The sequence below is a fragment of the Bradyrhizobium sp. NBAIM14 genome, from assembly GCF_020193895.1.
In the GTDB taxonomy this organism is placed as follows: Bacteria; Pseudomonadota; Alphaproteobacteria; order Rhizobiales; family Xanthobacteraceae; genus Bradyrhizobium; species Bradyrhizobium yuanmingense.
Genome location: NZ_JADYVQ010000009.1, coordinates 94,442 through 105,994, shown reverse-complemented (window position 1 = coordinate 105,994; position 11,553 = coordinate 94,442). Strand labels below are relative to the sequence as shown.

Here is an 11,553-nt window from a genome sequence, read left to right as displayed (position 1 = left end):
ACGGGACGAACTCGGATGGGCCAAAAATCGCCTTGACCCCGGAATATTGCCGGCTCGAACTTTTCTCGCATCTGGAGAGACCAAGACAGGAATCGTTCAAACTCGATCGGGCTTTGACATGAAATTCGTTGCCCTGGCCTTTTCGTGCCTTCTGCTTGTCGCGGCGCCCGCCAGCGCGAATGACAGCCGCACCTTCAATGCGATGGTCGCGTTGGCCAATCGCGGAGATGCGGAGGCGCAATATCATGTCGGCATGATGCACAATAACGGCATCGGCACACAGCAGGATCGCAGCCAGGCATTCGAGTGGTTTCAAAAATCGGCCGCGGCCAACGATCCGCTCGGAGCCTATAAGCTCGGCTGCTATTATGACGGGCAAGGCGTGGGCGTCGTCGCAACGGATCCGGATCAGGCATTGAAGTACAAGCTTGTGTCCGCCAAGGCCGGCTACGCGCGTGCCCAGCACGATCTCGCTCTCATGTATGACCGGCAAGGGAATAGGGAAGAAGCGCTGAAGTGGTGGAAGATGGCCGGCGACCAGGGGCTCCCTAGCGCCCTCTTCAGCCTGTCCCGCGCATATTCCGCGGGAAAGGGCACGCCGAGGGACGTGTCCCTGTCGTATGCCTATTTCAAGCTGTCGAAGGTGGCGCCGGCCAAGAATGTCAACGAGATGGCTTCGATGTTATCGAAGCCTGAGCTCGAGAAGGCCGAGAAACTGGTTGCGGAATGGAAGCCGCAACCGACCGCTCTGACGCTGAAGGCATTCGCCGGCATCACAGCCGCGGAAAACCACTTGAAAGCCGCCAAGAACCAGGCGTTCTGATTGGCCTAGATCAACCGCATTCCGCGCAGGCTCGCATGCCCGTTCTTGCCGACGATGATGTGGTCGTGCACGGCAATCCCGAGCGGTTTTGCGATGTCGATGATCGCCCTGGTCATCTGGATGTCGGCCTGCGAGGGCGAGGGATCGCCGCTGGGGTGGTTGTGCACCAGGATCAGCGCGGTCGCGGACAGCTCGAGCGCGCGCTTGATCACCTCGCGCGGGTAGACCGGGGTGTGGTCGACCGTGCCGGTCTGCTGCACCTCGTCGGCGATCAGCTGGTTGCGCTTGTCCAGGAACAGCAGGCGGAATTGCTCCTTGTCGGCAAACGCCATGCTTGTGCGGCAATAGGCGATCACCTCGTTCCAGGATGACAGCGCGTTGCGGCTGTTGACCTCGCCCTTGGCAACGCGATGCGCGGCCGCGGCGATCAGCTTGAGCTGGTTGATCGCGGACTCGCCGACCCCCTCGACCTCGCGCAAGCGCGCCACTGGCGCATGCACGACCTCGGCGAACGAGCCGAAGGTCTTGATCAGCGTCTTCGCCAGCGGCTTGGTGTCGCGCCGCGGCAGCGCGGCAAACAGCGCCATCTCGAGCAGCTCGTAATCGCTGAGCGCATCCGCGCCCGCGCTATAGAAGCGCTCGCGCAGCCGCTCGCGATGGCCGAGATAATGCGGCGTGTCGTCAGGTCTGCTCTTGTCGTGGTCCGGCTTGGCGGGCATCGGCCGCCAGCATTGCCGGGGATGGTGGTTTTTGCAACCGTCAATTGCGCGCGCCTTGCATAGGTGCGCTTCCGGCATGAAGCGGATGATGATCAGCCGACCGTTTTTCCCGCCCTTCGTCTCAGCTGGCGATCATGGGCCCTGGTGACGCCAGAAGCTATCGTTGGGCACGACGCCTGCGGGATCGGCAGCCAGGTCCGGCCTGATACGATCGAGGAAGTACATCGGGGTGGGCCCCTTGCCCTTCACCTCGATGCTGCCGCGCGGTTCGCAGGTGAAGCGCGCTTTGACCACGTTCCAGGTCGCCTCGGCAATGTTGATCCGTCCGGGATCGGCGGCCGCCTGCAGACGCGCGGCGACGTTCACCGCGTTGCCCCAGATATCGTAGCTGAACTTGCGCGTTCCGACGACGCCAGCGATGACCGGGCCGGTGTTGATGCCGATTCGTGCCATCCAGAGCGGCAGCCTCAGCCGTTCGCGCTGACGGTTCGCCTTGGCGAGCAGGTCCTGAATCTCGAGCGCCGCCAGCGCGGCATCGACAGCGTGCGTCCGGTTGATCTCGGGCAGGCCGCCGGCACAGAGATAGGCATCGCCGATGGTCTTTATCTTTTCGAGCCGATGGCGCGCAATGATCTCGTCGAACGTGCTGTAGTACTCGTCGAGCTGGTGCACGACCTGCGCCGGCTCGATCGCCTCGACGTGCCGGGTGAAGTCGGCGAAATCGACGAAGAGGATGCTGACCGACTGGTAGAAGCGCGGCCGCACCTTCGCGTTGGCCTTGAGCTCCTCGGCGATCGCAGGGGGGAGGATGTTGAGCAGGAGCGCATCTGATTTGCTCCGCTCCGCCTCCGCCATTGCGCGCGCCTTGTCGAGCTCGGCCAGCATCTCGTCGCGCTCGCGGAGTCTACGTCTGAGCTCGAGCTGAGCCACGGCCTGACGCGAGATCCGCCGCACTGCTTCTTGCTGCTCGAAGCTGAGCTCGCGCGGCTCGAAATCGATGACGCACAGCGTTCCGAGCGCGTATCCCTCCTCGCTGATCAGCGGCATGCCGCAATAGAAGCGCAGCCCGAACTCGCCGGCGACCAACGGCGAATCGCTGAACCTCGGATCCTTCGTGAGGTCAGGCACATACATGAGATCGTCATGGCAGATCGTCGCCTGGCAGATCGAGATCTCCTTGGGCACGTGCGTAAGGTCAGGCGGCAGGCCGCACTTGGCCTTGAGCCATTGTCGCTTGTCGTCGAGGAAGGTCAGCAGCCCGGCGCTGCAGCCGCAGATCTGCGCCGCCAAGTCCGCCAGTTCATCATAGGCGATCTCCGGCGGCGTATCGAGAATGCGATAGGTTTCGAGGGCTTGCTGCCGCGCCTGCTCGTTGTCCGGCAGGTAGATCTTCATGTCGTCCGCCACCGCTCGACAGAACCCGCCATGACCATATCTCCATGCCCAGTCAAGACGCCTGCATTAGAACACCGGAGGCGGATCATGGAAAGGTGCGACTCCCTGCGCAGTCAGCGAAACCGACGTGATTGTGGTCATGCTTTTCCTATCATGCACGTGCTTTCACCTCGACGTCGGCCGCCTGTTGCCCGTCGCGTGCGTCTCAGCGCTGTTGTGGGGGGCCTTCTGGCGAAGGCAAGATCTGGGACGATCAACCGAGACCCGGACTCGGGCCTAGGTCAGTAAGCGCGTCCTCGACGCGTTGGTGCGCAAAGGCAGAATCGCCACCCGCCAAAGGGGGCCGCCGCTAGCAATAGCTGACGCACCGGGCTCACCCGATCTGCTTCTCGCCGTGCCGCGCCGATAGCGTGAAGATCTCGACGCCGGTCGCCGTCACGCCGACCGAGTGCTCGAACTGCGCCGACAGCGAGCGGTCGCGGGTCACCGCGGTCCAGCCGTCGGACAGGATCTTCACGTGCGGCTTGCCGAGATTGATCATCGGCTCGATGGTGAAGAACATGCCGGGCTTGAGCTGCACGCCCTCGCCGGGCCGGCCGATATGGATGATGTTCGGCTCGTCGTGGAACATGCGCCCCAAACCATGGCCGCAGAAATCGCGCACCACGCTCATGCCCTGCGGCTCGACGAAGCTCTGGATGGCATGGCCGATGTCGCCGGTGGTGGCGCCGGGCTTCACCGCGGCGATGCCGCGCATCATGGCTTCATAGGTCACCTCGATCAGCCGCTCCGCCTTGCGGGCAATTGGGCCGATCGCATACATCCGGCTGGAATCGCCATACCAGCCGTCGACGATGAAGGTGACGTCGATGTTGACGATGTCCCCCTCTTTCAACGGACGGTCGCCTGGCATGCCGTGGCAGACAACATGGTTGAGCGAGGTGCAGGTCGAGTAGCGGTAGCCGCGATACATCAGCGTCGCCGGATAGGCACCATGGCTGAAGGCGAAGTCGCGGACGAATTCGTCGATTCTGGAGGTCGGCACGCCCGGCCCGACGATGTCGGTGAGCTCGTCCAGGCACCTGGCCACCAGCGCGCCCGCCTTGCTCATGCCGGCAAAGGCGGCAGGCCCGTGCAGCTTGATCTGTCCGGTCTTGCGCAGGGAGGTCTCGGTGGCGTCGACATAGCTCATGCGTGTCAGGTCTTCTCGGGCTGATCTCGATGTCGGTGGAAAGGTTTGATTTCAGGCCCCAATCTAATGATTGGCAGGCTTCATGCAAGCCGAAGGGCCTGCTTGGGGGGTGAAAGTGACCTAATTCGGCACTTCCACGGCGGTTTCCACCGGCAGGGCGCCGCCGCGGATGCGGATTTCGCGGACGGGATAGGGAACTCGGATGCCCTCACGCTTGAAGGCGTCCCACAGCTCCAGCATCACGTCGCTCTTGACCTTGTCCATGCCGTCGGGGTCGGCGATCCAGAAGGTCAGCGAGAACTTCATCCCGGCTTCCGCGAACTCGCTCAGGAGACAGGTCGGGGGCTTGCCCTTCTGCGCGCGCGGATGAGCGGCGGCGGTCTCGGCGGCGAGCGTACAAACCAGCTTCGGGTCGGCGTCGTAATTGGTGCCGAAGGCGATCTTCACCAGCGTGTTCTTGTCGGTATAGGTCCAGTTAACGACCTTCTGCGTCACCAGATCCTCGTTCGGGACCAGGAATTCGCGCCCGTCGCCGGCAGCGACGGAAATATAGCGCGTCTTCATCGCGCTGATGCGGCCGGTGTTGTCGCCGATGGTGACGAGATCGCCGGGCTTCACCGATTTGTCGGCGAGCAGGATGATGCCAGAGATGAAATTGGCGACGATCTTCTGCAGGCCGATACCGATGCCGACGCCGACCGCGCCGGAGAACACCGCGAGCGCCGACAGGTCGATTCCGACCGCGCCGAGCGCGATCACGATGGCGACCGTGAGCAGCCCGATGCGGATGATCTTGACCAGCAGCACCTGCACCGACGGCGTCAGGTCGGTGGTCGAATTGATCCGGCTCTCGGCGAAATTGCTGGCGATGTTGGTGAGCCAGAGTGCGATCAGCAGCAGCGCGCCGGCCTTCAGCGCCAGGAGGGGGGTCAGCCTGAGGCCGCCGAGCACGATCGCGAAGGAATCCAATAGGTCGACCGTCGCATCGAGCTGGCCCACGATGGAGAGCGCGGCGATGAACCATGCCGTGATCGACACCAGCTTGACGATGAAGGCGTTGCGCAGCACCGAGGTCACGAGCCGGATCACGAGCCATGCGAAACCAAGCTTGGCTGCGACCATCAGGAGATAGGAACGGCTCGGCCAGGTCGCGTGATACATCACCACGCGCGAGACGATCACGAGCAGCGTGAACACCGCCGTCGAGGCGCTGGCGACCATGACCCGGACGAAATGCCGGAGCGGCAGCGGCCAGCGCATCGCCAGCGAGGTCAGGTCGGCACGGCTGCGAATGGCGGCCTCCGCGGCATAGGCGATGCCGGCGGCGGCCAGGATGAGGCCGAATTGCAGGTAGAACCAGGGTGAGGAGAATTCTGCCCCGACGCTGCGTGCGGTGGTCTGCACGAACTCCATGAAGTCTTTGAGGTCCATGTCCATCGGGTCTCGTCGGCAAGCGGGGAGGAATTGATTCGAGGGCGCCGACAATCCCACAAAGGACGCGGCCGGGCCATCGATACACCGTGAAGTGAAGCGCGTTAAGGCCGTAAAATACGGGCAGATTGCCGCGAAGCGCGAAAATGGGTTGGCGCGCGAGTCCACCGACGATAAGGATGAAATTCCAGCGATTTCTTACCCGGAAGGTGGATGGCTTCCCTCGACTCCGTCAGTCTCGCCATATTGCTCGGCGCCGTCCTCGTCATGGCCGGCATCCTCTCGAGCCTGCTTGCGCTGCGCTTCGGCGCGCCCTTGCTGCTCGTCTTCCTCATCATCGGCATGCTCGCCGGCGATTCCGGCCCAGGTCAGCTCCAGTTCGACGACGTCCGCACCACCTATCTGGTCGGCTCCGTCGCGCTCGCTTTGATCCTGTTCGACGGCGGCCTGCGCACGCGCTTTGCCAGCATCCGCACCGTGCTGGCGCCGTCCGTGGTGCTCGCGACAGTCGGCGTGCTGCTGACCGCGCTGGTCACGGCGCCGTTCGCCAAATATGCGCTCGACCTCAACTGGTCGGAGTCGCTGCTGGTCGGGGCGGTGGTGGCCTCGACCGACGCTGCGGCCGTGTTCCTCCTGGTGCACACCCAGGGCCTGCGTCTGCGCCCGCGCGTCGGCGCGACGCTGGAGGCGGAATCCGGCACCAACGATCCCTTCGCGATCTTCCTCACCTTGATGCTGGTCGAATACATCTCGCTGGGATCGAGCTCGCCCGGCCATGTGCTGATGGAGTTCATCCAGGAGGCGGTGCTGGGCGCCGTCGTCGGCGTCATCGGCGGCCGCCTCGTCGTCATCGCGCTCAACAAGGTCGCCCTGCCGCAGGGCCTGCATGCGCCCTTCGTGACCACGGCCGCGCTCGTGATCTTCGGCGGCTCGCAGATCATGCACGCCTCCGGCTTCCTCGCGGTCTATCTCGCCGGCATCATCATCGGCAACCGGCCGACCCGCGCGCATAATTCGGTGGTGACGTTCCTCGACGCCGCGACCTGGCTGGCGCAGATCGTGATGTTTGTGCTGCTCGGCCTTCTGGTCTCGCCGAGCCGGTTGGGTTCCAGCGTGCTGCCGGCGGTCGCCGTCGCGCTGGTCTTGATGCTGGTGGCGCGCCCGCTCGCGGTGTTCGTGTGCCTGACGCCGTTCCGCTTCAACTGGCGTGAGAAGATCTTCATCGCCTGGACCGGCCTGCGCGGTGCGGTCGCGATCTTCCTGGCCTCGATCCCGATGCTGGTCGGGCTGCCCAAGGCCTATCTCTATTTCGACGTGGCCTTTGTCGTCGTCATCATCTCGCTTCTGCTGCAAGGCTGGACCCTGGCGCCGGCCGCGCGCAAGCTGCACGTGGCGCTGCCCCGCGCCGACCGCGGCCCCCGCCGCGTCGAGCTCGATCTGCCCGGCCAGCTCGAGCAGCAGCTGGTCGGCTATCCGGTGCGACCCAAGAGCCTGTATTTCCGTCGCGGCCTGATCCCGTCCTGGTCCAAGCCGACACTGGTGATCCGCAACGAGCACATCCTGACGCCGACGGAGGCCGATCCGATCGCACCGGGCGACTACATCTATCTGCTGGCGCCGCCGGAAAAGGCCGAAGCGCTCGACCGTTTCTTCGTCGACATGCAGCCGAGCACCGCGCCCGATCCGCATCTGCTCGGCGACTTCATGGTCTCCGGCGAGCACACGCTCGCCGAGCTCGCCGCGATCTACGGTGTGAAGGTCGGCGAGGACGACGGCAAGCTGACCCTGGCAGATTATTTCGACGTCCATCTCGACCACGCGCCGAAAGAGGGCGCCGAGCTGCCGCTGGACGAGATCGTGCTGGTCGCACGATCAATCTCCGGCGGCCGCGTCAACGTCGTCGGCCTGCGTCTGCCGGAAGAAGACGAAACGCCGCCGCCGCTGACCCGCGCGCAGGCCGTGAGAAAGAAGCTCGCCGATGTCTGGACTTCAGTCGCTGGAGTTTGACTTGCGAAGAGGAACTGCCACCAAATCGCCGCAACCGCCGAAGTTTTGCGCGGCTTCGTGACATCCGGATCCGGAACGCTCCGCATTGCCTCTCGTTCTAAGCTGTATAGAACTTTGGACTGACAGGAGTACGCCAATGCGAAAGTTCGCCCTTCCGATCGCGACTGTCCTCGTGCTGGGCGCAGCGGCGCCGGCTATGGCCTACGACACCGGCGATCAGATCTCGATGCAGGTTGCGCTTGACGTCGCGACCGATCTTGGCGTTGCGACGGTGTCGCACACGAACTTCCTCGGCGACGAATGGCAGATTGAGGGCCGCGACCGCGCCGGCCGCTGGATCGAGGTCGATGTGGATGCCCGGACCGGCGAAGTGCGAAACGTCGACCGCGGCTGGTAGCGGGGGTTGGCCCGATCACGTCAGCACCTTCACCCCGCCGAACGACGTCACCCGTCCCTGCTTCAGCATCACGATCTGCGTCGCGAGCTGGCGCAGCTCGGCGACGTCGTGGCTGACATAGACCATCGGCACATTGGCCTCGTCGCGCAGTCGCACCAGGTAGGGCAGGATCTCGAGCTTGCGGCCCTCGTCGAGCGCGCCGAGCGGCTCGTCGAGCAGCAGGAGGCGCGGCTTCGACAGCAGCGCGCGGCCGAGCGCGACGCGCTGGCGCTCGCCGCCGGACAGCTTCCCGGGACGGCGATCCCTGAGCGCGCCGATGTCGAGCAGGTCGATGATGCGCTTGTGCTGCGCCGGATCGGGCGCAAGCCCGTTCATTCGCCGTCCGTAGTCGAGGTTCTGCGCCACGCTCAGATGCGGAAACAGCCGCGCATCTTGGAACACGTAGCCGATGCGGCGGCGGTAAGTGGGCACGTGAATGCCGGCCGCGGTGTCGTCGACGATCTCGCCGTCGATCGCGATGGTGCCGCGATCGGGCCGCAGCAGGCCGGCGATCATGTTGACCAGCGAGCTCTTGCCGGCGCCCGAGGCGCCGAACAGCCCGATGACGCGCCCCTCGCTGCTGAAGGAAGCGGACAGCGAGAATTCACCGAGCTGTTTTTCGACGTCGACGCGCAGCATGGTCAATTCCCGTGCAGCCGCTGCGTGGCGCGGCGGGCGAACCATTCGGCCGCGATCAGCGCACCGATCGCGAGCACGATCGAGACGATCACGAGCCTTCCCGCAGCGGCGTCGCCGTCGGGGGTCTGGATCAGCGAATAGATCGCGGACGAAATCGTCTGGGTCTCTCCTGGAATGTTGGAGACGAAGGTGATGGTGGCGCCGAACTCGCCGATCGCCTTGGCAAAGCCCAGCACCATGCCGGCGAGCACGCCCGGCAGCGCCAGCGGCAGCGTCACCGTGAAGAACACTTTCCACGGCGCTGCGCCGAGGGTCTCCGCAGCCTGCTCAAGCCGGCGGTCGATCGCCTCGATCGACAGTCGCATCGGCCGCACCAGCAGCGGAAACGCCATCACGCCGCAGGCGAGCGCAGCACCGGTCCAGCGGAACGCGAAGACGATGCCGAGATGGTTGGCGAGAAAGCTGCCAATGAGGCCTTTGCGACCGAAGCTGAGCAGCAGCAGATAACCGGTGACGACGGGCGGTAGCACCAGGGGCAGATGCACGAGTGCGTCGAGCACCGACTTGCCCCAGAAATCACGCCGCGCGAGCAGCCACGCCAGCGCAATGCCGAACGGCGTCGCGACCAGCGTGGCAATGACGGCGACCCTGAGCGAAAGCAGGATCGCCGTCCATTCGGCGGGAGAGATGTCGAACATCAAGCCGTCATATCAGGTCGCAGAAACAGGTTGCAAAATCAGGTTTGCAGGAATCAGGTCGCAACAATCAGGTTGTGGGGCTGATCAGGAACTTGAAGCCGTATTTTTCCAAGATGGCCTTGGCCGCCGCCGAGCGCAGGAAGGCGAGATAGCCGTTCGCCTCCGGCTTGGCAGTGCTGGTCGCCGCGACCGGATAGATGATCGCAGGATGCGAATCCGCCGGGAAGGTGCCGACGATCTTCACGCCCGGCTCGATCTTGGCGTCGGTCGAATAGACAATGCCGAGCACGGCCTCGCCGCGGGCGACCAGTGTCAGCGCCGCGCGCACGCTCTCGGCCATGGCGAATTTCGGCTCTGCCGCCTGCCAGGCCCCGAGCTTTTCCAGCGCTGCCTTGGCGTATTTGCCTGCCGGTACCGACCTGACGTCACCGGTCGCGATCCTGCCGTCGCCGGCGAGCTTGGCGAGATCGAAACCTGGCGCGATCGTCACGCTGTCGAGCTTGGAATCCTTCGGCGCGATCAGCACGATGCTGTTGCCGAGCAGATTCACTCTGGAAGGCTCGTTGATGGTCTTCTTGGCGATCGCGTAGTCCATCCAGTCGGTGTCGGCCGAGACGAACACGTCGGCCGGCGCGCCCTGCTCGATCTGCTTGGCCAGCACCGAGCTAGCGGCATAGCTGACGCTGAACTTGACCCCGGTCCTGGCGGTGTAGGCGGCGTCGATCTCGTCCAGCGCGTTCTTCATCGAGGCGGCGGCGAACACGGTGATGGTCTTGTCCTCGGCCGCGGCGGGCGCGACGGCCGTGCCGGCGAGAATGACGAAGGCGGTGAAAAGTCCTGACAGACGAAACATGGATGCGCTCCGTGCGGGCTCGCGCGCGCAAGGTTGCACGCGCGAAATCTGGCGTTGGCTGGTCAGATGCGACGGGCGGACGCGCTGTTCCACGGTCCCTGGCGACGGCTTACGGCCGGCGGGGATATCGCAGTGCAAACATAGCAGGCCGTGGCCGCAGGTCAAAGCCGGCCGTTTGTCGGCCAGCTTCTATCGGGCCGGCGAGTTCGTCATCCCGGGGCGCGCGTAGCGCGAGCCCGGGATCCATAACCACAGGATTGCGTTGGGCGAAGACTCGGAGTGACCTGCTTCGCGCAAGTATCACTCCCTGTGGTTATGGGTCCCGGGCTCGCTTCGCGCCCCGGGACGACGTCCGTGGGCGAGCCCTTACGGCTTCACATCCCCTGCATGCAGCACCGCCTTGCAGGCTGCCGGCATCTGCGCAAGCGTCATCGGCGGCTTCGGCTTGGGCGGCTCGGGCGGCGGCTTGGGGTGCAGCACCGCATCGGAGAACCAGTAGGCGAGATCGGCGGGCTTGCAGCCTTCGTCCTCGGCCTGTGACGGCTGGCCCTCGCATTCGCCGGCCCCGGCCGGGCAGTGCATGCGGATGTGGAAGTGGTAGTCGTGGCCCCACCAGGGGCGGATCTTCGACAGCCAGGCGCGGTCGCCCTTGGCCTCGCGGCACAGCGCCTTCTTGATCGCGGCGTTGACGAAGATGCGCTGCACGGCGGGCTCTCGCGCCGCGGCGCGCAGCACCAGGACGTGGCCTGGCGTGAACACCTTGGGATCGATGTCGAGCCGGTCCTGGCGCACCATCATCACCGCCGACATTTCCTCGCGCTCCTCGCGCGAGAGCCGGCGGTCCGGCATCGGCGTCAGCCAGATGTCGGCGTCGAGACCGATCTGGTGGCTGGCATGGCCTGACAGCGCCGGCCCGCCGCGCGGCTGGGCGATGTCGCCGACCAGGATGCCGGGCCAGCCTGCGTCCTTGTGCGCCTTCGCGGCAAGCCGCCTGATCAGCGCGATCATGTCGGGATGACCGTAGCTGCGATTGCGCGACAGCCGCATCACCTGCCAATTGTCGCCGTTGACCGGCATCTGCGCGGCGCCGCCGATGCAGCCCCTGGTGTAGGAGCCGATGATATGGGCCGGCCCCTTCGATGGCAGCAGCTTGCGCGCGAACAATTCCTTGGCGGCGAGATCGGGGTCGTTGGGATTGGCGAGCGACGGCAGCGGCTTCGGGTTGATGCTGCCACGGTCCTGGGCCAGCGCGCCACCGGCGCCCAGGCAGACGAACGAGAGCAGGAGGAGGGTGATGCCGCGGCGACTCATGCTGACGCTCTTATAACCCAATGCTGCACCAGGGTTAAGAACGAGGCGA

General features: G+C 64.9%; 11 protein-coding genes. 3 read left to right on the top strand and 8 right to left on the bottom strand.

What is annotated here, in order from left to right; translation table 11 throughout:
- Positions 1-46: 46 nt before the first annotated feature.
- Positions 47-823 (top strand): tetratricopeptide repeat protein, encoded by a 777-nt coding sequence (locus I6F28_RS21875; protein ID WP_225141009.1) that lies wholly within the window; start codon positions 47-49, stop codon positions 821-823.
- Positions 824-828: 5 nt separating this feature from the next.
- On the opposite strand, the gene radC is transcribed toward I6F28_RS21875, so the two are convergent.
- The 4 genes from radC to I6F28_RS21855 form a co-directional block, all read right to left on the bottom strand.
- On the bottom strand, positions 829-1,542 hold the full coding sequence (gene radC, locus I6F28_RS21870) for a RadC family protein (RefSeq protein ID WP_225141007.1): 714 nt from the start codon (positions 1,540-1,542) through the stop codon (positions 829-831).
- Between the two features lie 132 nt (positions 1,543-1,674).
- Positions 1,675-2,937 (bottom strand): adenylate/guanylate cyclase domain-containing protein, encoded by a 1,263-nt coding sequence (locus I6F28_RS21865; protein WP_225141005.1) that lies wholly within the window; start codon positions 2,935-2,937, stop codon positions 1,675-1,677.
- Between the two features lie 373 nt (positions 2,938-3,310).
- The gene (gene map, locus I6F28_RS21860) at positions 3,311-4,129 is read right to left on the bottom strand and encodes a type I methionyl aminopeptidase (RefSeq protein WP_225141004.1); all 819 of its coding nucleotides are present in this window, start codon (positions 4,127-4,129) and stop codon (positions 3,311-3,313) included.
- Positions 4,130-4,249: 120 nt separating this feature from the next.
- Positions 4,250-5,566 (bottom strand): mechanosensitive ion channel family protein, encoded by a 1,317-nt coding sequence (locus I6F28_RS21855; RefSeq protein ID WP_225114606.1) that lies wholly within the window; start codon positions 5,564-5,566, stop codon positions 4,250-4,252.
- A 207-nt stretch (positions 5,567-5,773) separates the two neighbouring features.
- Between I6F28_RS21855 and I6F28_RS21850 the strand changes: the two genes are divergently transcribed.
- Together I6F28_RS21850 and I6F28_RS21845 are read left to right on the top strand one after the other, a co-directional pair.
- Positions 5,774-7,567, top strand: a complete 1,794-nt coding sequence (locus I6F28_RS21850) for a potassium/proton antiporter (RefSeq protein WP_225141002.1) — start codon at positions 5,774-5,776, stop codon at positions 7,565-7,567.
- A 136-nt stretch (positions 7,568-7,703) separates the two neighbouring features.
- A complete protein-coding gene (locus tag I6F28_RS21845) occupies positions 7,704-7,964 on the top strand; it encodes a PepSY domain-containing protein (protein WP_036014215.1) in 261 nt (86 codons plus the stop codon).
- Positions 7,965-7,979: 15 nt separating this feature from the next.
- Here I6F28_RS21845 and modC read toward each other — a convergent pair whose 3' ends face one another.
- The 4 genes from modC to mepA form a co-directional block, all read right to left on the bottom strand.
- Positions 7,980-8,642 (bottom strand): molybdenum ABC transporter ATP-binding protein, encoded by a 663-nt coding sequence (modC, locus tag I6F28_RS21840; RefSeq protein WP_036014214.1) that lies wholly within the window; start codon positions 8,640-8,642, stop codon positions 7,980-7,982.
- Between the two features lie 2 nt (positions 8,643-8,644).
- The gene (modB, locus tag I6F28_RS21835; protein ID WP_225141000.1) at positions 8,645-9,340 is read right to left on the bottom strand and encodes a molybdate ABC transporter permease subunit; all 696 of its coding nucleotides are present in this window, start codon (positions 9,338-9,340) and stop codon (positions 8,645-8,647) included.
- Positions 9,341-9,407: 67 nt separating this feature from the next.
- Positions 9,408-10,193 carry a molybdate ABC transporter substrate-binding protein gene (modA, locus tag I6F28_RS21830; protein ID WP_225140998.1) on the bottom strand — a complete coding sequence of 262 codons (786 nt, stop codon included), beginning with the start codon at positions 10,191-10,193 and terminating at the stop codon, positions 9,408-9,410.
- A 366-nt stretch (positions 10,194-10,559) separates the two neighbouring features.
- The gene (mepA, locus tag I6F28_RS21825) at positions 10,560-11,504 is read right to left on the bottom strand and encodes a penicillin-insensitive murein endopeptidase (RefSeq protein WP_225140996.1); all 945 of its coding nucleotides are present in this window, start codon (positions 11,502-11,504) and stop codon (positions 10,560-10,562) included.
- Positions 11,505-11,553 lie beyond the last annotated feature (49 nt).